General features: G+C 43.6%; 18 protein-coding genes. 10 read left to right on the top strand and 8 right to left on the bottom strand.

What is annotated here, in order from left to right:
• Positions 1-384 precede the first annotated feature (384 nt).
• Positions 385-1,818, top strand: coding sequence for an IPT/TIG domain-containing protein (locus tag AC1RRY_RS18145; RefSeq protein ID WP_492821983.1), 1,434 nt, complete (start codon positions 385-387; stop codon positions 1,816-1,818).
• 396 nt (positions 1,819-2,214) lie between these two features.
• A complete protein-coding gene (locus AC1RRY_RS18150; RefSeq protein WP_492821981.1) occupies positions 2,215-2,937 on the top strand; it encodes a carbon-nitrogen hydrolase family protein in 723 nt (240 codons plus the stop codon).
• A 130-nt stretch (positions 2,938-3,067) separates the two neighbouring features.
• Here AC1RRY_RS18150 and AC1RRY_RS18155 read toward each other — a convergent pair whose 3' ends face one another.
• Together AC1RRY_RS18155 and AC1RRY_RS18160 are read right to left on the bottom strand one after the other, a co-directional pair.
• Entirely contained in the window at positions 3,068-3,466 is a 399-nt protein-coding gene (locus AC1RRY_RS18155; RefSeq protein ID WP_492821979.1) for a VOC family protein, read from the bottom strand.
• Positions 3,467-3,527: 61 nt separating this feature from the next.
• Positions 3,528-4,298 carry a DUF2490 domain-containing protein gene (locus AC1RRY_RS18160; RefSeq protein ID WP_492821977.1) on the bottom strand — a complete coding sequence of 257 codons (771 nt, stop codon included), beginning with the start codon at positions 4,296-4,298 and terminating at the stop codon, positions 3,528-3,530.
• Positions 4,299-4,572: 274 nt separating this feature from the next.
• Here AC1RRY_RS18160 and AC1RRY_RS18165 point away from each other — a divergent pair, with 274 nt between their 5' ends.
• Both AC1RRY_RS18165 and AC1RRY_RS18170 read left to right on the top strand, forming a co-directional pair.
• Positions 4,573-5,040, top strand: coding sequence for a terminase small subunit (locus AC1RRY_RS18165; protein WP_492821975.1), 468 nt, complete (start codon positions 4,573-4,575; stop codon positions 5,038-5,040).
• Positions 5,033-6,589, top strand: a complete 1,557-nt coding sequence (locus AC1RRY_RS18170) for a hypothetical protein (protein WP_492821973.1) — start codon at positions 5,033-5,035, stop codon at positions 6,587-6,589. The genes AC1RRY_RS18165 and AC1RRY_RS18170 overlap by 8 nt, the downstream gene beginning before the upstream one ends.
• Positions 6,590-6,895: 306 nt before the next feature.
• On the opposite strand, the gene AC1RRY_RS18175 is transcribed toward AC1RRY_RS18170, so the two are convergent.
• From AC1RRY_RS18175 to AC1RRY_RS18185, 3 genes are all read right to left on the bottom strand, one after another.
• Complete coding sequence (locus AC1RRY_RS18175) at positions 6,896-7,624, bottom strand: YfaP family protein (RefSeq protein WP_492821971.1); 729 nt, start codon at positions 7,622-7,624, stop codon at positions 6,896-6,898.
• Between the two features lie 433 nt (positions 7,625-8,057).
• Positions 8,058-9,137: a hypothetical protein gene (locus tag AC1RRY_RS18180; RefSeq protein WP_492821969.1), complete on the bottom strand. Its 1,080-nt coding sequence runs from the start codon at positions 9,135-9,137 to the stop codon at positions 8,058-8,060.
• Positions 9,134-10,009 carry a chymotrypsin family serine protease gene (locus AC1RRY_RS18185; RefSeq protein ID WP_492821967.1) on the bottom strand — a complete coding sequence of 292 codons (876 nt, stop codon included), beginning with the start codon at positions 10,007-10,009 and terminating at the stop codon, positions 9,134-9,136. The genes AC1RRY_RS18180 and AC1RRY_RS18185 overlap by 4 nt, the downstream gene beginning before the upstream one ends.
• 250 nt (positions 10,010-10,259) lie before the next feature.
• On the opposite strand from AC1RRY_RS18185, the gene AC1RRY_RS18190 reads away from it, so the two are divergent.
• On the top strand, positions 10,260-11,642 hold the full coding sequence (locus AC1RRY_RS18190; protein WP_492821965.1) for a phage portal protein: 1,383 nt from the start codon (positions 10,260-10,262) through the stop codon (positions 11,640-11,642).
• 269 nt (positions 11,643-11,911) lie between these two features.
• Here the strand turns inward: AC1RRY_RS18190 and AC1RRY_RS18195 are convergent, their stop codons facing one another.
• Positions 11,912-14,338, bottom strand: a complete 2,427-nt coding sequence (locus AC1RRY_RS18195; protein ID WP_492821963.1) for a TonB-dependent receptor domain-containing protein — start codon at positions 14,336-14,338, stop codon at positions 11,912-11,914.
• A gap of 414 nt (positions 14,339-14,752) precedes the next feature.
• On the opposite strand from AC1RRY_RS18195, the gene AC1RRY_RS18200 reads away from it, so the two are divergent.
• Both AC1RRY_RS18200 and AC1RRY_RS18205 read left to right on the top strand, forming a co-directional pair.
• Entirely contained in the window at positions 14,753-15,550 is a 798-nt protein-coding gene (locus AC1RRY_RS18200) for an SDR family NAD(P)-dependent oxidoreductase (protein ID WP_492821962.1), read from the top strand.
• Positions 15,551-15,552: 2 nt separating this feature from the next.
• Positions 15,553-16,473, top strand: a complete 921-nt coding sequence (locus AC1RRY_RS18205; RefSeq protein WP_492821961.1) for a helix-turn-helix domain-containing protein — start codon at positions 15,553-15,555, stop codon at positions 16,471-16,473.
• Between the two features lie 184 nt (positions 16,474-16,657).
• Here the strand turns inward: AC1RRY_RS18205 and AC1RRY_RS18210 are convergent, their stop codons facing one another.
• Positions 16,658-16,933 carry a hypothetical protein gene (locus tag AC1RRY_RS18210; RefSeq protein WP_492821959.1) on the bottom strand — a complete coding sequence of 92 codons (276 nt, stop codon included), beginning with the start codon at positions 16,931-16,933 and terminating at the stop codon, positions 16,658-16,660.
• Positions 16,934-17,138: 205 nt separating this feature from the next.
• Between AC1RRY_RS18210 and AC1RRY_RS18215 the strand changes: the two genes are divergently transcribed.
• From AC1RRY_RS18215 to AC1RRY_RS18225, 3 genes are all read left to right on the top strand, one after another.
• Positions 17,139-17,483: a zinc ribbon domain-containing protein YjdM gene (locus tag AC1RRY_RS18215; protein WP_492821957.1), complete on the top strand. Its 345-nt coding sequence runs from the start codon at positions 17,139-17,141 to the stop codon at positions 17,481-17,483.
• Positions 17,484-17,681: 198 nt separating this feature from the next.
• On the top strand, positions 17,682-18,557 hold the full coding sequence (locus AC1RRY_RS18220; protein ID WP_492821955.1) for a PorP/SprF family type IX secretion system membrane protein: 876 nt from the start codon (positions 17,682-17,684) through the stop codon (positions 18,555-18,557).
• 118 nt (positions 18,558-18,675) lie between these two features.
• Positions 18,676-18,936 carry a Kazal-type serine protease inhibitor family protein gene (locus AC1RRY_RS18225; protein WP_492821953.1) on the top strand — a complete coding sequence of 87 codons (261 nt, stop codon included), beginning with the start codon at positions 18,676-18,678 and terminating at the stop codon, positions 18,934-18,936.
• Positions 18,937-19,155: 219 nt separating this feature from the next.
• Here AC1RRY_RS18225 and AC1RRY_RS18230 read toward each other — a convergent pair whose 3' ends face one another.
• Positions 19,156-19,740, bottom strand: a complete 585-nt coding sequence (locus AC1RRY_RS18230; RefSeq protein ID WP_492821951.1) for a hypothetical protein — start codon at positions 19,738-19,740, stop codon at positions 19,156-19,158.
• Positions 19,741-20,433 lie beyond the last annotated feature (693 nt).

Consider the following 20,433-nt stretch of genomic DNA (forward strand, 5'->3'; position numbering starts at 1 on the left):
CAGAATACAAAGATAAATACTTGTGAGTAAAGATGATGGACTATCGGAGCAAAAAATGAAATTAATGAGGAGAAAGGTAGTTTTACCGTTAGGCTGGATGCTTAATTAAGCCAAACCGAAGATAGAGAATGTAAGGTTTCAAGGATTACGGGTTCAAAAAGAATGGAAAAATTTCGGAAAGAAATTGCGAAAATTTAGAAAGCAAATACCCGGATTCGGAAAGTGCAACAAGTTTGAATCAGAGCTTATTGCTATTTTTGAGAAAGAGGATTAATAAGCATTTTATTGTCGGCTCTACCGGTGTGGAGGATTTATTCCCTCAAAAGATGCCCCGCTGAATGTTTAGTCCTAATTGTCTCAATAAATAACATAAAAGCAATCTTTATGAAGAAATATATACAAAACATGGTAATGGTTAGTTTGATTATGCTGTCGTCATGTGGCAAATCCGATCCAGCACCAGATGGCAATAAGCCGATAGATGAACCGCTGACTATTACAAGCATTACGCCCATGCAAGCCGTGGTCGGTGCAAAGGTTGTGATAATGGGTACCGGCTTTAGTAAGAATATCACCGAAAACACCATTAAGTTTGGCAATACGACTGCTGTGATTGACAGCGCTTCTCAAACAAGATTGGTTACCAGAGTGCCTCAGGGAGCACAGCGTGGGAAGATAAGCGTAATGGTTAATAACAAAACGGTTTCGAGTGCGACTGAATTTGAAGTGAGTGTTGCAGCGACACTGCCCGTTTTTGCTACCATTACAGGAGCAAATGCTACGAGCGATATAACAAGCGTTTCGGCGAAGGCAAAATCGACAATAGATAAGCTGGGTAGCGAGCCGATTATTCAGCACGGACATGTCTGGATTAAAGGAAATCAAACGCCGTCATTGTCGAGTAATACAGGCAAGACCGAATTGGGGCAATTGACCGGGAATGCACCTGTTAGTTTTTCAAGCGACTTAAAGAATCTGGACGCGGCTTCGACGTATACCGTGCGGGCATACGTAACAACGCAAAGTGCCACCACTTATAGTGATGCATTTGTGTTTACAAGTGCTACTTCGCCAGTTGGGCAAGTGGCAGGTTGTAGATTGTCAAAACTATTCGTATCTACTGTGCACAGTTCGGGGCGTAAGTCATCCAGAGAAATAGATTTCAAGTATGATGCCAATGGAAGGATAAGCCAGATGTCAGACAGTGAGGGAGCAACGAAGACGTATGAATATGACAATGCGGGCAGGTTAGTAAAAACGCAGCACCTATTTGACCCGGAATATGACGGCTGGTTTATTCATGAATACAGCTACGATGGCACTAAACTGATAGGATATACTGGCAAAACCGTGCAGCGTGGTTCTGTTTCGTATCATGACGAGTATAAGATAATCCTTAATAATGCGGGGTTTATCAGTCAAGTGAAAAATTTAGAAACCGGAGAGGAGATTTTCTTGTACTATGAAAACCAGAATTTAATTTCTGAGGAAGTTAAAGGAGGAGAAGATAATCTATCCATAAAATTAACATACGATCAATATAAGAATGCTTTTAAGTCTATTTTTATATCTGAAGCACATAAAATAGATGGTCTGGTAGGAGTTGGTGACGGCCTCAGTTATTTTGCAAATAATTGGAGTGTTAATAACATTCTGACATACTCTGGCTATACAGGAAACGTTCTTATGGGTTCAGGTATCTATAGCTATACGTATGATAGTAATGGTTACCCGACCAAGGCAATGGCTGAGATGAAAGATACTACTTATGGTACTGATATCATAACGCTCACTTTTGTTTATGACAAATGCCAATAGTTGTTTTTTATGAAATGCTGTTCAATACAACGCAACGCGCAATCCCCTTGCTTTGCGCATGCTCTCGCCCACGGGAGACGCTGCTGGTGCACATAAATGATTTTAATCTATTTGGCAGAGGGCTTAGAATTGTATTCTATCACCTGACTGAATGTTAACCACAATTCTATTGCTGATTAAAATTTTGCCGAACGTGAAAACAGAACAAAGTTAAATACTTATATTGAATGATGATAGGCTATTGGGTGTGATAGTATTAAACCACCCCGTCAATTTTCTGAATGCGTCAAGAAAATTGCCACCCTTCCTTGAAAAAGGGAGCGACCGCTACACGGGGGAAACAAATACGGAAAATAAGAATGTTGTAAAAATTCTCCTTTAGGGGTTAGGGGTATTATGAAAATCGCATTAGCGCAGATACGAGCCGTTAGAGGTAATGTGTCAGCCAATATCGAAAATCATTTGCGGATGATTCAGGATGCACTGGTAAAGGGGGCAGAGGCTGTGTTTTTTTCGGAACTGTCGCTGACTGGCTATGAACCCGAACTGGCAGATACGTTGGCGACTACTCCGGATGATATTCGTTTGGCCGTTTTTCAGCAAATGAGCAATGGGCAAGGCTTAACCATAGGTGTGGGAATGCCTATAAGAACAGATAAGGGCATTATCATCAGCATGTTGGTTTTTGAACCACATACGCCATTGCAGATCTATGCTAAGCAAAAATTGCATGCTGATGAGCAACCGTATTTTGTTGAGGGCAACCAGCAACTGATACTCTGGCCCGATAGCTTGCGTGTGGCTCCGGCTATTTGTTATGAATCATTACAGGCTAATCATGCCCGGCATGCCAACGAATTAGGCGCAAAAGTATATCTGGCGAGTGTGGCGAAGTCGCGAAAGGGGGTTGATAAAGCCTATGAACATTACCCCGCTATTGCCCGGCAATACGGAATGCCTGTGCTGATGGTAAACTGTGTAGGCTTTTGTGATAATTTTGAGAGCGTAGGGCGCAGTGGATATTGGAATGCAAATGGCGAATTGGTTGCACAGTTGGAGAATGAGGAAGGGGTTTTGGTGGTGGAAGTGAAAAATTTATCGAATCAGGTAGAGCCGTAATGCATTACGGCTTATCGGCGAATTGAGTTATTTCCGAAATGGTTTTGTCAGGTAGATTCCTCAAAATGATTTTATTGAATTAATAGGCCAACGGAGCCGCATTGCAATGCGGCTCTACCAAATAGGGTGATTATTCATCCACCAAATGTCCAATCTCCCAGTCCAGACCAAAAGGGTCGGTCAGGCGGCCGATTTTCCAGCCGTGGCCTATGCTGACGGGATATACCTCTGTGGCGCCTGCTTCCAGGGCTTTGTTGAAAACTGTGTCGGGGTCGACAACAGTCAGAATAATCCGTACCGCTTTTTGAGCCAAGGGGAGCGAGCCGGATTCATCGGCTTGGGAGGGGTCTCCGCTTATCCAGAATTCGGCACCCTCAACAGATAATTTTAATACCAGTCCGCCATCAGGCATTTCGAGCCGATAGGTTTCGGTGGCATTAAAGGCAGCTTTGTAGAAAGCTACGGCAGCGGAGCCGTCGGTTACCGATAGCCAAGGAGCCAGACTGGTTGGAATAGAAGGTATTGCCATTGCTGTTGAACTGAAAAGGTGTTTACAATAATAGCGTTTAATTCAAGAATTCGAGCAAAACTCAGCCTTTTTTTCTGAAGATAGATGTGATGTTGTCGACAGTAAGAATCGCCCACAAATAGTTGTAATAGTCAATTTCCTTGCCCGAATTGCGTGCCTGTATGCCCCATACGTATCCGAGGCTACCCCGAAGAAACGGTGTAAACGCATAATTGAGCCCGGCGTATACCCGGTTCTGGTCAAAAATATTCGGGTTTCCGCGCACCGCTTTTCCGAACTGAATGAATATCTCATCGTTTACAATGGCTGTGATGGGCTTTTTTAAGAAACCGGGCCTGAGCTGCTTTTCAAGCCGGAGCATGTATCTCACCCGCCAGTTGGGTTGAAATACACCGTTATTGAGTAAGTCGCGCTGCCGGTATTCGAGCCCGTAGCGGTTAAAGACACTGAAATATCTGGTTTTGGTTTCTTGTTCTATTCGGGCCGAGACGCGCCATTCTTTGATGGGGTCTTTGTCGACGTCAGATGGCTGGGCAATCAGCACCCAGCTTTCGAAATAACCGATGGGTGAAAACGAGATTCTGGTAGTAGTAGTAAGCGTGTAATGCAACCATGCCCAGTAACTGGTAAACTGGTCGGCTGCAAAGGCATTCAAATCGTTTTGTTCTATGTTTTGTCGTCTGTGTTGTAAGAGTATTTCTGCCCTCAGGTTTTTATTGATGGTGTCAGTCAATGCCAGCCTGCCCCACACCACATTGTGGTGGTATCTGGTTTGGGCTGAGATTTCAGCCATACCGAGCATGAGCAGAACTATAGTAAGGCGTGTACGCATCTGTCTGTCAGACTTCTTAATTGTTAAGGAGAGTTTATGTTTTTGTTAATTGTCTATTTATTTTATAGATAATGTCTATTACTGCTCAAAGTAAGAGAATTACCCTCTGATTGTCAAAAAATGTCTGTAAAAAATTATTGATTTACCAATACCCTTTTTTCAGGATAATGCCGCTTTTCCATCTTTTTAGGGTGCCATTACTTATTATATTTTTCTTTGGTTTATGCTTATATTGTAAGTGTAAATTGTTATATTTGTTATTAAATGAATCCGCATGACTGAAAAAGAATACTACCAACTACGGTCGAAAACCGGACATGACAGGGTATTCAAGACCCCGAAAGCCCTGATTGACGCCTGCAATGATTATTTCAAGTGGTGCATCGATAATCCATTGCTGGAAGAAAAGGTATTTCAGCATCAGGGCAGACCTGTTCCGGCTGAAATCAAACGGGTGAGACCGTTCACCTTAGAGGGGCTTTGCAATTATATCGATATCAGCCTGACTGCTTTTAAAACCTACGAAGAGCGGGATGATTTTAAATCTACGGCTGCCCGTATACGGCAGATTATAGATAATCAGCAGTTTGAGGGAGTAGCGGCCGGGCTGCTCAATGCAAATATTATAGCCCGCAAACTGGGTCTGGTCGATAAAAAGGATCATACGACGAGTGGAGAAAGTTTAAACAGAGGTTTTTTTGATTTTCTGAAAGAAACATCAGCAGGGGATGACGATGAATGAAAACTATGAACTGGCCGCTAAGGCCAGGGTTATAGCGTGGCGACAGGATTGGTGTTTGTTTGCGCGTGAGGCGCTGGGGGTACATCTGGATGTCGAGCAGGAGGCTATCCTGCGGTCGGTGCAGGTGCATCCACGTACCAGTGTGGCTTCTGGCACGGCACGGGGTAAAGATTTTGTGGCAGCCGTGGCGGCCATCTGTTTTATGTACCTGACCCCCAGGTGGAACGAAAAGGGTGATTTGATAGCCAATACCAAAGTGGCCATGACCGCCCCCACCGAGCGACAGGTGAAGAACATCTGCGTGCCGGAAATAGCCCGTTTGTTTAACCGTGCCCGCAGCCGCGGCATTGATTTGCCGGGTAAGCTGACAACCTTTGATATCCGGACAGATTATGAAGAATGGTTCCTGACGGCTTTCAGGGCTGATCCTCACCGGCACGAGTCGTGGTCGGGGTTTCATGCGGTTAATACCATGTTTGTGGTAACCGAGGCGTCGGGCATTCTGGATGATACCTTTGTGGCTATCGAAGGGAATCTGCAAGGGAATTCACGCATATTGATTGTATTTAATCCCAATACCACTATTGGCTATGCGGCCAGAAGCCAGAAAGGAGAACGATGGGAGAAATTCCGACTCAATTCGTTGACGGCTCCTAATGTGCTGCAAAAGCAGGTGGTGATACCCGGACAGGTAGATTACCTCTGGGTGAAAGACAAGATTGAAAACTGGTGCACACGCATACAGGAGCAGGATTATAATGAAACGCTGGACGATTTTCAGTTTGAGGGTGTGTGGTACCGGCCGGAGGATAATTTCCGTAAAAAAGTGCTGGGGCGTTTCCCGAAGGTATCGGAAGATAGCCTGATACCCGAAGTGTGGATTGAACTGGCACAGAAACGCTGGGTGGAGTACCACCAGTCGCATGGATTGGAATCTAATTATCCTGAGCCGCTGCGCCTGGGGGTGGATGTGGCCGGTATGGGGCGCGATAGCACCGTGTATTGTTATCGCTACGGTAATATTGTGAAGCAGTTTGAAATGAGCAACAGTGGTGGTGCCGCCGACCACATGAAAGTGGCAGGAAAGGTTGCCGCGGTTCTGGAGCAGGATGCCCGGGCGATAAGCTTGATAGACACCATTGGTGAGGGGGCAGGGGTATATGCACGTATAGGGGAGGTCGGTTACAGGTCGAGGGCGTTTTCATGCAAGTATAGTGAGGCAGCCACAGATGAGCGTGGAGAGAAACTGACTGACCTGACGGGCCAGTATACTTTTGCTAATATGCGGGCGTATCTGTTCTGGGCAGTGCGCGACTGGTTGGATCCCCGGAATAATCAGCAGGCTATGCTGCCGCCGGGATTCGGACTAACGGAAGAGGCTACCGAAATACGGTGGAAGTTTCAGAGTAACGGGTCTGTGATTATTGAACCGAAGGATGAAATCAGAAAACGCCTCGGCCGCTCAACGGATGCCTTTGACGCTTTAGCGAATACGTTTTATCCGGTGCGGATGAGTAGACAAGTGAAGAATTTGGGGAACCTTTTTTGAAATTGTCGATTTTCGATTTCGGATTGTCGAATTGTTGGAATTACAGAAAGAAGAAGATAAAAAATGGAGGGAAGAGGGAAAAATGAATATGTAAACCAGTTGCAGAACTATTATTATTTGATGAGCGATTTAGTGATTGTAAGCCTTGATAAGAAAGAAACGTCAAAATATCTATTTTAGACGCTAAAGCCCGATTTTGTCGGGCTTTAGCGTTAATTGCACATTTCGTTGATACAGTGGAGTGAATAAAATCCGAATTTTGAAAGTACTTACCCGGTTTTATTAAAATTATGAATTGGTTTTTTGTCAGAAAGTATAAGTATCTCCTCTTTTAGTAATTGTTACGATATCTTTGCGCTGTCCTTCGCTTGTCATCGTAGTTTGGAAAGATTTACTTGCTCCCGGCACATTGATTGTAACATAGCTGGTAGTTGATGTATAACCAGAATAATACTCTATCCATACCTTGTATTGACCATCGGGTGCGGTGCCCAGCCAGAAAATATTTTCAGGCCCAAATCCGTCAATATCATCTCTATCTAATTGTCCTCCCGTACTAGAATAATCATTCATATAGTATATTTCTGTTCCACTAGGATCTAACACATGCAAATCTATATCTGTATAGTTGGTATTCCAGGTAAGATTAACCTGCAAAGACCCTGAACCCAATTTTAGTACATCAACACATTGGCGTACAATCCTGCTTATTCGGTTGCTGCGATCATAAACACATATATTGACACAAAACGAACCATTCTCGGTCATGGTCGGAATACCTAATGGAATGTTTATGATATTGGGATTGTCTGTTGAAGCAGTATAAGGCACTTTAAAGTATATATTAGAGCCTTCTAATTGAACGTAGTACCCCTGAATGCCCCCACCCTGATTAGAAATATTAACGGTCAAAGCTGTAGTACCACCATTACTGGTTGTAACAGATGAATTTCCAAAATTAGTAATTACTGGCACGTTTTGTCCACTTGTTGTGGCTGGTATTTCACCATTCAATATCTCAGTACCCTGAGGCATCTTTAAAAATTTGCTTAGCAAATTAACATCCGCCGGGTTGATGCTGGCTGGCGTAATTTCTTTATTGCGCTCACAGCCAACAAATAAGAAAAAAGCTGATATACAGACGAATACTATTTTTTTCATAATTGCTTATTTTAGTTGTTTATTTTATATAAAAGATTAATCGTTTTTGAGTGAAATGTCTAGCTCTAAACAGCCATCATGAATGGGTTCTCTTACATCACTAGACTCTTCTTTAGTGCCGGTGTTCTTTCAGGCATTTAATACTAACAGCATGAAAATGGTAACAGGAAGATGTATTTTATTTCTAATAGGAGAGGATGAAGTGTCTTCTGTTGTGTAATACTAAAACTCCCACCCTCTTATTGAAAAGAGACTGGGAGTCATGCATGAGTGTTGGCGTATATAGCTGCTGGAAAGGTTGTAATTCTTACTCTTCTGCGTCACTTGCTTTTTTGAACGGGCTTTTATTGAATCGGTAGGATATACTGAAGAATAAATTAGGCCTGTAGGTGTTGCTATGCAACTGGTCGGAATTGAGATTTTCTTTTATTCTCTGATTTACATTGTATTCACCTTTCAGTGCCAGCGATTTAGTCAGGCTTACACCGCAGCTTATCAGCACGTTCTGCTCTATCACTAAACTGGGAGCTATAAAAATTGAAATATCATCCAGATTTGATCCCAGGCCGGATGTGAATCCTACGAATACAGGGTCAAGTATTCGTTTTTGCGGATAATATGTCAGGAATACGGTGGGATACACATTTCCCAATCCAACTTTGCTTCCTTTTTCAGTTATCAGATAAGTGCTGCCGGTATCAGCTTTTGAGTAATACTCTTTGTTTTTGCCAAATGCAGTTGTATTGAAAGAAAAACCATAGTTGGTTTCCCAGGTTCCTTTAGAACCTCCGGATATTTCAAATGGTTTAAAATCTTCCTTTGTGATACTTAAACCGGGGGTAGCTTCTCTGATGATTGTCAATGTGATTTTTTCACCAATTAACAAGGCATCATTACCTGAGCCTAATTCACTTAATGAAAACTCTTTTTGAGTAAGCCCCTTAATAAAAGAAAGACTCTGCTTTATGGATGGATCGCGTATTGCATTTTCTCCGCCGCACTCATGAATTTTTTTCTTCAATTCACGCCAATTTTCACCCAGTTTTATTTCAGTAGTAGATTTGTATACGTTTGTTAGAAGTTTTTCAAGGTCGATTGTACATTGATCTGCACCCAAAGGTCGGCCTTGTTTAGTCATAAAGTCGTCAAGATTAATAGGAGGAACTCTTTCTTGTGTTTTTTCTGCAATAATTGTATACTTTGTAAAAGGCAAAAGGTTCTCTATCCTTATTTTTAGCTCTTTCTTAGGCGTAATTTTAATTTTTAGATTCTGTTTTGTCTGGGCAAGGTCAATGATAAGCAGACCAGTTTTGCTATCATACGTTTGGCTTTGAGCAAGAATGGTGACGTAAAGAAATAAAATGGTTGTGAAAATGAGATTTTTCATGCTAGTAAAGTGAGATTAGTGTTTAAATGTAATTTTGAGAATACTTCAGTCAATTTTGATGCTTTTGCTCTTCTACGCGTGATAGGGTTCCCCTGTATGTGCAAGCCTACTGCGCAACCGGTGTTGGTGTCAATCCACAGCGCTCCGGAATCACCGAAATCGCTTAAAGGTGGGTTGTCTGTACTTCTTAATGTAATTGTAAATGTGTCTGGTGACTCGCCGTCTATTATTCCATAGGTAGATTCAGTTACGCATCCGACTTTGAAAACAGACATACCGTGCGCAGGAGGTATGATTCTTTGAATGAGTGTCGAAACATTGTCATGAAATATCCGGCCCAGTAGTTGATTCCGGTTACCATTCAATAATATAGTGCCTGCATCTAAGGGTAAATAGATAGAATGGGTAGTGCCTATCAAATCATTAGCACCCGGAAATGGTTGATAAATTCTATCTCCAATGGCTCCGACAGAGCCTTCTTTTAAATTATGCGCAGCGGTCAGGCCAAGTAAATTACCTGTTCCGACTTCTTCAAAGATACCGCCAAGTGTTCCGGCCATATTTAATGCAGGGTTAAAAATCTGGATTCCTCCTTGCAGATCATTAAAGCGCTGCTGTAATGGATTGGCGTCATTTACCCATGTGTTTTCTATTATGTCTGTCGGAATCCCGTCTATCTGCGAAGGAATTATTTCATTGGGTAGAATTTCTGATGTAGATCGTTTCCTGATCACATGCACTCTTAGAGCTATTTGTTCCATATCAATTTCACCATTGATTTCTTTGAAACCAATATCAACATAATTCACTCCTCTTATTCTACTCAACTCTTTGTAGATAGAACTGAACCTTTTCTTTGTTAATTTTTTCATTTTTTCAAAAAGAAGATTAAATGTGTCCGGTAATTCTATGCTGAATTTGAGTGTATTGTGGTTGAACCCAATGATGTGCTTATTTATCGGTTTGTTTTTTGAGTTATCGGTCTCCTATGGTTTGTTTCAGGGGAGTAAAGAGGTATGTGCGTTGCTGCCAAAACCTGACGGATTGGGTAATTATTATTTTCTAACAATGCTTACATTGTAAGCATAAATTTTTTATATTTACTGAAAAAACACAACTTACATGAAAGTATTTGAAATTACGGAAACTGACGACATTGAGGCATCGGTTAAATTCTTCAAAGGTGCCATAGAACAACCTGAAATCGACGAACTGAAAGCACAGTATCAGGTGGCCGAGCACCCTGTGTTTGATCTGCACAAACGCCCTGACCGCAAGGTGCTGAAGGAAGACGGCAGCTTTGAACGCTGGGATGCCGTGAACCGGCTGGGGTTGCCCATCCAGAAAAAAATAGTGGGGGCGTCGGTGGCGTTTCTTTTCGGGAATCCGGTGAAGCTACTTTGTCAGACCGGAAATGAGGCCGAGACACAGGCCTTGAATCTGGTAAGAAAAGTACTTCAGCATAACAAAATCGATAGCTTTAACAGGAAAATCGCACGTGATTTGTTGAGGGCTACGACTGTGGCCGAGGTATGGTTTGTGAGTGGCGAAAGCACAGACCGTAAACACAACGATTATGGTTTTGAGACCCCCTACAGAATAAAAACAATGAAACTGAGCCCCTGGGATGGCGACGAACTGTATCCCTGCTTTGACAGCTACGGCGACATGATTGCCTTTTGCCGTGGGTATGGTGTGTTTCAGAATGGTAAGGAGGTAGCGCACTTTGAGGTATATACTGACGAGGAATACAAGCTTTTTGAGAAAACGGACGATGGCTGGCAGGAGCGGGAGTCTGGCATTAACAGCATCGGGAAGATTCCGGTAGTTTTTGCCCGGGAAGAGCAGTCGGACTGGGCAGATGTGCAGACCGCTATTGAGCGGCTGGAGCACCTGCTGAGTAATTTTGCCGATACTAACGATTACCACGGCAACCCCAAGATTTTTATTGAGGGAGAGATTGAGGGCTTTGTGAAAAAAGGGGAGTCCGGAGCGATTATACAGGGAGAAAAGGGCTCTAAGGCCTCGTACCTCAGTTGGGACCATGCACCGGAGTCGGTCAGGTTAGAAATCCAGACGCTCTTTAAGGTGATTTATTCGTTTACCCAGACACCGGATATTTCGTTTGATACCCTGAAAGACCTGAAGCAGGGGATATCAGGTGTGGCACTTCAGATGCTGTTTATGGATGCACATCTGAAAGTGCAGGAAAAACGCGAGGTTTTTGATGAGTACCTGCAACGCCGCATCAGCCTTGTGAAAGCGTATATCGGCTGGTTGAAACCTGAACTAAAAATAACATTGGGGGCAATGGATATCCGGCCGGAGATTACTCCTTACCTGATTAATGACCTCGACAGCGCAGTGAGAAACATGCAAAGTGCCAACGGAGGCAAGGCGTTGTTGTCGCAGAAAACGGCTATTGAAAAATCGGGCCTTGTAGCCAATGCCGAACTGGAATGGGAGCGGATTAAGGCAGAGGAGAATGTGGAGTTTGTGAAGTAGGGGGTGATTTGGTTCAACGCTATTTTATAGGCCTCAACCACCCCATGCGTGTGTCAAAAACCCAATGAAGCCAAATAATATTTGATGTTAATACAACCCCACTCTCTAAATCTCTCTCCCCAACAGTGGGGAGAGAGACTTTTAACTCCTTCCCCACTGTTGGGGAAGGTCGGGATGGGGTTTTTTACCAAAGATTATTTAGTGAGAATTTTTTTTGATACGCCCTCACCCCTCCTTGAAAAAGGAGTAGAAATTTTTATAAAAAATTTCTACCTCACCCGCTCTCTTTCTTCATTATCCGTATTTCTATTAATACTCTTTGCGTTTTTTCCGAAACTGCGTGAGTAGGTCAGTCGGATAACCCTGTAGAATGCAGTTTCATCTTTATAGTTCGACTCGCTTCTGATTTGAAAGGCGATTGGCGTGACAATGCCAATGTGCGTGTAAATAGAGAAAGTCTGGAAAACATCGGGCATGGATAGCTGAAACGTGCCTTTGTCGCCTTTTAGTTTTTTGGCGATGCCCAGGTTCACTACGCCAAAACCATTGAGACGATTAGCTCCGTCAAAGAACGGGAAATTCTGCCAGCCGGATAGTTCTATCTCAAAGTTTTTCGGTAGGCTGATGGTCTGCGAAAAACTGAGGTTCTGAAACAGATAGGTTTTTTCTGCCGGACTCAGACTGTACGATATCTTGTAACGGCGCAGGGCGGTGGTGCTTCCTATGGTCAATTTCCACCACGCGGCCAGTTGAAATGGTGCGTTCAGCGAAAGGCTGATGCTTTTCTGGTAGTCGAGGTTCTGAGGGGATGACACACCGATGTCGTTCTGCGGATTGGCTGTTATCTGATAGCGGAGTATCGGGTGTAAATCATATTGAAATGTGAGTCCTGCGCTGTAGCCTTTATAATTGTATTCAGCTTTAAGGGCGTCGGTCAGGGTAGGTTTTAGTAGCGGGTTTCCTGAAAAAACAAAGGTGGCATCATTGTAAAAAAGGTTCGATATTAAATCAGTATAAGTCGGGCGACTGATGCGTCGGCTATAATTAAAACTCAGATTTGAATGATTGTTGGGTGAATACGTATACAACACCGAGGGGAAAAACTGCGCAATAGTAAAGGCGTATGCATAGGTATTGACAGACCTTTGCCAGTACTCATAGCGCAGCCCGGCCTGCAAGGTTGATTTGGCATTGGGCATCAGGCGGAACTGCGTGTAAGCAGCCATGATTTTCTCGGTACCGTTAATGTTGCTTTGCGTGCGTGGGTCAACTTCCCATACATCGCTTACTTTGCGCTCTACGTTGCTGTCATTGGCATTGCGGGTAAAGCTGGCTTTTAGACCTGCTTCCATTCTGAGTTTCGGGCTAAGTTCCAACGTATAGTCGGCTTTGAGCACACCCACATGAATGGTGGAGTGGCTCTGCCCGCGATTACCGTAATTAAAAATAGGATTGGTGGGAGGGATGTCGGTGCCGGTTTCATCATAATAACGAAAAGTGATCAGGTTAGGGCTGTTGTTTTGATAGCCAATATAGCTGGCATCAAAATTGAGCTGCGAGCGGGTGGATAGTTTGCGGTTAAAATAGGCTGATGCAATCAGGTTTTGCAGCTGGCTGGTGCCGTCGGAAAGACCCGTTGAACCTAGAAAACTGCTGTCGGGCATGATTCTATCGCCCAGGATTTTCACCAGATTATGATTTTTTGATGACGAAAGCGACAACTCTGTGCCGAAAGTAGTGCGGGTATCTGGTCGGAACTCTGACACCAGACTCAGGTTATGTGATTGCTGGTTCCTGTCGGTCAGGCCACCGAATTCGGTACTGTTGAAACCACCCATAAACGGAAAATTGGATGTGCCATGCCCCCGGTAACCGGAGTAACTGTGGTTGTGACCGAAAGAATAAGAGGCATTTAGGCTTGCCTTTTTGAATCCATGCGACAGACTGAGGGACGTCTGTGCTTTTTCGTGGTAACCGTATCCGGCAGTGGCCGATAGGTTAAGACGCGTGCCTTCGTTTTCATTCTTTCGGAACACGATGTTGATAATACCTGCGCCTCCGTCGGCATCGTATTGAGCGGTGGGAGAGGTAATCAACTCTATTTTCTCGATGTTGTCGGCAGGGGTGCTTTCCAGCAGGTTCATGAGCTCGTCCATAGACATCGGTACCCGGCGGCCATTGAAAAGGATGGTTACTCCGGCTTGTCCGTTCAGGCTGAACTGGTTGTTTCGCCGGTCGGATATCACACCCGGCAGTCTTTCCAACACCTGTAGGGCATTGCTGCCTTTGGTCATCAGGCTGCTTTGTACATTGATTACCTTGCCTAGCGGTGTGTTCTGAATGAGTTCCTTGCGGGCTGATACGCTTACTTCATTGAGTGCTTGGCTTTCTTCCAACAGTTGAATGGCCGGTATCGGCAAAGTACTGCCATTGAAAGTGAAAGCAGCAGATTGATAATTCTGAAACCCGATGCTGCTTACCCGCAGAAAAAAGGTGCCTGTTTTGTTTGGGTTCAGCTGAAAATTTCCGGTTTCATTGGTACTGGTGCCACCGGCGATGGTTGAATCAGCAGCCGACAACAGCACCACATTGGCAAAAGGGACAGACGCGGCTTTGGAGGTATTTACTCTGCCCGTGATTTGGCCCGAAAGATTGAATGAACAAAAGGTTGTCAGTAATAGTAATAGCGTTTTCATCAGGTCCTGAAATTTTATTCAAGTTTAGAAAACTACCATTTGTGTTTTTTTGAGAATTGATGAACTGCAGTGAAAGATTGATGAAACGTTTGTATTGTCGATTGTCAATTGCAGATTGTCGAATTTGTGGCGCGAACATCCTATTCGTAGCAACAAAAAATCGTGTAACATTCTATACATATATACATTGTGGTCAAATATGTAGCAGCCACAACGTACTCAATGTGACACAATAACTTCTATCCTAAAAGCTCTATAAAAACAATTCGACAATCCGCAATCGCAGCGGCGAACCGTCGAAAATCGACAATCAAAAATCTTCCTTGTTTTGGACACAACGCGCAGGGGTTTGGATACTGTTTATCCGGTTGATGCATGCGACCTTTGCAGTGTATTCAATTAAATAAAAAAATCATGACATATACATTGCTTACGGGGGCATCAAGCGGAATAGGCGAGGCCTGGGCCGAAAAACTGGCTGCCGAGAAACACAATCTTTTTTTGGTGGCACGTTCTGAAATAAAACTGAAAACACTGTGCGAAAAACTGAGCCGTCAGCACGGCATTTCGGCGCAATATATGGCTATAGACTTAAGCGAAGCAGGAGCAGACCTACGGGTTTTTGAAGAAACCGAAAAGCGCGGACTGACGGTCGAGTGCCTGATAAATAATGCCGGAATCGGCACAGCCGGAGATTTTATACAGCTTACCCTGCCCGAACAATTCGCCATGCTGCAACTGAACATACAAACATTGGTGGGACTAACCCACCGGTACCTGAACCTGATGCGGGCGTGTAACAGTGGCACTGTTGTAAATGTGGCCTCGATGGCGGCCTTTTTGCCTTCACCTTTTATGGCTACCTATGCCGCCAGCAAGATGTTTGTAAAATCATTTACTGAGGCCATAGCGGAAGAGAACCGCCCGTTTAATATCAGGGTTATGTTGTTGTGTCCCGGCGCTACCGAAACGAGATTCTTCGAAACTGCTAATATAAACGAAGCCGATAAGAAGGCCTTGCTCGGCAAAACCAATATTGAAACCCCTGAAATGGTGGCCGAAACTGCCATGAAAGGTCTGAAATCTAAAAAACTGGTGGTGGTGTCAGGCGCAATGAACCGGATTTTTGCTAAATTGTGCAACTTCGTGCCGAATTCGATGATTACGAAATTTATTGCCGATGGCGCGCGTTCTACCCTACAAAGAGCTTAATTATGAAAGCCAGAGCCAATAAACTGTTTACGATTGATTCGATTGCAACGCAACACTTGTTGATGGGTTTGCCGATTCCTCAGCACCCGCTGATGAGCATTGCCCGCTTTGAAGATTCGAAGGGAATGGCGGTCAACGAAACGGGGCATTTTATGAATAAGTTTTATTCGGTGGCTGTCAAGCGCAAATGCACCTGCCATACCATTTATGGACAGCAGTATTATAATTATGACCAGGGCATGATGTCGTTCTTTGCGCCTGACCAACTGCTAAGCTGGACAGCCGAAGACAAAATGCCTGAAGAGGGCTGGTCGATCGCTATCCATCCTGATTTTTTGAGGGGGCATCCGCTGGAACAGAAAATAAAGGAGTATGGATTCTTTCATTATACGGTCAACGAAGCGCTGCTTCTGTTGCCCAAAGAAGAAAAAATGATAGAGCGGATTCTGAAAAATATTTATGAGGAATACCATACGAATATTGACAATTTCAGTCAGGAGATTATTCTTTCGCATATTTCGCTGTTGCTGAGCTATGCTAACCGCTTTTATAACCGGCAGTTTATAACCCGGAAACACACCAGCAGTGATTTGCTGGTAAAACTGGAATCGATTCTGGCTGATTATTTTAACGGTACACAAATGGAAGAAAAAGGCCCGCCGACTGTGAAGTATATCTCTGATCAACTGAATCTGTCGCCCAATTACCTGAGCGATTTATTGCGAAACCTGACCGGACAGAACACGCAGCAGCATATCCATAACAAATTGATTGAAAAAGCAAAGGAATTGCTGGGGTCATCAAACCTGACAGTGAGCGAAATTGCGTATGCTCTGGGTTTTGAATATCCGCAGTCATTCAATAAATTGTTCAAAAGCAAAACGAAAATGACACCGCTGGAATATAGAACGGCGTTTAATTAATTATCGATTTTCGATTTCAGATTGTCGAATTAATGAATGAGCGATTGCAGGGAATCAGATATTTTATTGTGAGACATTGTGTGCTTTGTGAACTTAGTGGCAATAATTTTCATTTGTTGCCGACAGAATGTTCATCGTAATGGACCACAATTCGACAATCTGCAATCGAAAATCGACAATTCCTTCACTTCTCATCCAAATCATTGGCTTCAAACTCTGATTCTTCCCTTTCGGGTGGAGTTTTTTGGTCGTTGGCTACATAGCTGAGGGCATCTGTCTGTGGTTCGGGGGCTTCCTCCGATAAATCCTCATCTTCCAGGTTCTCGTCTTCCAGTATGTCTTCGTCGTCCACCTCTCCGCCGTTATAAGAAGTGCCGTCGCCTGGATTCATAAATAAATTAAAGAATCTGGCTGTGTACATCAGTGCGGGCATCAGCGTCAGTATGGTTGTTGTTTTCATGGCTATACTGTTTTATGAAGAATTCTGTTAAAAAAAATATGCCAGAGCCCCCCGCCCCTAAAGGGGAGCTTTAATAGCCGGAGAACGAGATATAGCAGTTCGTTTACCGGTTGTTTTTTACAGCCCGGGTATTGTTTAGTAATCCATATATTATCCGTATTTTTGTGTCTGGTATTTTCCTCTATAAACAGAAAAATAAAATAGTATGTCTGAATTTCCACCTTGTCCGAAATGTAAATGTGAGTATGTGTATCCGAGCGACGGCATGTTGATTTGTCCGGAATGTTTTTATGAGTGGAATCCCGAAGAAACGGAAGCAGAAACTGAAGACAGTGGATTGAAAGTGCTGGACTCCAATGGTAATGAACTGAACGACGGCGATTCGGTGGTGGTAATCAAAGACTTGCCCGTTAAAGGAGCTCCCAAGCCTGTAAAGGCAGGCACTAAGGTAAAAAATATACGCCTCACCGACGGCGACCATAATATTGACTGCAAAATAGACGGTTTCGGAGCCATGCGCCTGAAATCTGAATTTGTAAAAAAAGCCTGAGAATTGAGCACAGAGCCGGTAATCTTGCCGGCTCTACTCATTAATAAACAAACCATTCCCTTCCTTCTGAACCCGGAAAAATCACGGTTTCCGGTGTGACCTTTTGCCATTCAATAACATTGTTTTACGGGTGATAACAATCAAACGGCAGTTGCGTTGATACATATAATCACACAATGCATTATACGTAAACAGCCCATGAAACGATTGCTTATTCTACTGCTACTGCTGTCGGGCGGTGTGCATGCACAGACCGTCAGTGAGTTCAGGCAATGGTATTTAGACAAACAGATTACCAATGCAGCCCTGTTGGTAAATGCCCCTGCCAACCATGCGCTGGTGTCCTTTTCGCCGGGGCAGTATACCGTTAAATTCCCTGCCGATACGTTTACATTTAAGAATTATCAGTATCTGGCAGCGGGTACTTTTCACCCGTATCAAAGTAAGCACCATTTTGGCATGTATGTTTTCGGGCAGGAGCAAAGCGGCAATTTGCTCGGGCTCAACTATGCCTATGAGATAGAAGTAGGCAGGCATACCAACTTTGCTGCGGGCGTGAACCTGGGGGTGTATGATCCGCTTGAATTTAATGGCGGCAAGGTGTTTAGATACGGTGCCGGAGTAGCCTTACAGAGCAAAAATAAAGAAAACTATGTGGGTTTGTCGTTTCCACACAATGCCATAGGTATATACAGGGGAGACGTGGTACATGCCGCCTACCGCGCGCTGATTCTACAGGGAGGATACACGGTTTATTTGCATCGTGATCTGAAATTTATACCTACGGCGTATCTGCAGGTAGGAGTTTTTAAACCCGGCGGGTCGATGAGTCCGGCCGATGTGCTATCAACCGATGTGGCGCTCAGATACAAAGACTTCCTTTACATCAATGGGGCTGTCAGTGTGCAGGGCTTCCGGTTTGGGGAGGTGAAACTGCAACGTTTCGGAGCGGGTATAAAACCCTTGCCCTGGCTGATGGTCGGGTATCAGCGTGATGCACTGGATGAAACCGATTTTAAGTACCACAGCGTCTGGCTCAGGTATATTCTACCCCTAACCCCTAAAGGGGGATGAAGCATAACTGCCACCCCTGGCCCCTAAAGGGGGATGAAAAATAACTACCCCTAGCCCCTGAAGGGGAATACAATGGCTGGTATGCTTTTTTGCGATTATGACTAAAACTGAAGGTATCATGAAAACTAGAAAAGCATTCATACCATTTGCCTTATTACTGGCTTGCTTTGGTTGTAATCAGAAAACCAATTCGATGGGTTTGTGCAATGAAACCCCGCGCGACAGCACCATTTGTAATGCTATCTACGAGCCTGTGTGCGGTTGTAATAACAAAACCTACGGAAATGCCTGCGAAGCCAAAGCCCGTGGGATAACGAAATTTACGGAGGGGGAATGTAAACCCCCGGCCCCTAAAGGGGGTGTAAATAACCACCCCTAGCCCCTGAAGGGGGATAAAAATGCTGGTATGGATTTTGGATTATGAGCTAAAATTGAAGAGACCATGAAAACGAAAATGGCAATTTCGGTTTTGTTATTGAGTTGCTTATACTGCAATAAAAATTCTAGCACGCTCCGTATGTCGCGTCCTGTCTAAAATAAAGATATATAAAGGATTACTTTAGCAAAATGGGTTTCCTCGGATCAATTCAATAGAATTTTATGCTGGTATCGTCTTCATTTCCAAGTTAAAATAGGGTATTTCTACTTTGTTTACAGCTGTTCCATCATTCGCTCCGTCTCCACCGCGCTTAAACCTGTATATGCTATTATCTATTATTAGCTCTTTTGACTTAACTTTAACAAGCCATTCGTCAACGTGGCTACAATTCCCCCCCCCAAACCACCAATTGTTACTGAAGAAAGAATGTCCCTGAGCCAACATAATATCGGGGAATTCAAAATAATTCTCCTTCAAATCTGGATAACCGTCAAAATTCGCTTTTACCTCTAAAGTACCTAAGAATGCAAAATTTAACTCACCCGGGCTATGATTAAATGTGGTTTGATCACCATTAATTTTGTCTGAAAACCATTTAGCAACGCTTTTCGAATGTTTTCTTCCAACATCGAAACCAAAATAGTCGTCGTTAAAATTAATGTTGTGAACATCACCTGCATTGTTTTTATTATCAGGATCTTGCCCACTTGTAATACTGAATTCTTTAACAGTAAATTTTGCCTGCATCAATTCAATTCCAGTGACAATAGTTTTAAAGTAAACTTTGTTCGTGTGATACTTCATGATTTTTAAGATTTAGTTTAAACTCCTATATGGTGCGATTGTAACAGGCGGGGCAGATTTTAGACCTTTACAACAAGGGTAATTTCAATTCCTATATGGTGCGATTATGACCGGCCCGCACGGAGGCAGGTATTATATAAATAAAAAGTTTCAATTCCTATATGGTGCGATTATGACCAGCTATGGACACTAACAAGGATGGCAAGTTAACTGTATTTCAATTCCTGTATGGTGCGATTATGACTCGTTCGAGGTAGGCACAAACAAACTGGCTTATACAGCATTTCAATTCCTGTATGGTGCGATTATGACCAATATCCGGAGGCACCTACGGAGTAAACGCTAACTTGTTTCAATTCCTGTATGGTGCGATTATGACACGGAAAAGTTTCTGATTCTGGTTCGTCCAGACAAGTTTCAATTCCTGTATGGTGCGATTATGACCGCTATTAGTTCTGTTAAAAAACTTCATTTTCAGTTAGTTTCAATTCCTGTATGGTGCGATTATGACAATGACTTTTAATGGCTTTTGGGTCATGATTTACACGTTTCAATTCCTGTATGGTGCGATTATGACAGGAGAGTTGATACACAATACCAAAATAGCCATGAGTTTCAATTCCTGTATGGTGCGATTATGACACGGAAAAGTTTCTGATTCTGGTTCGTCCAGACAAGTTTCAATTCCTGTGG

Source organism: Emticicia sp. GW821-FHT11C11 (assembly GCF_058808615.1).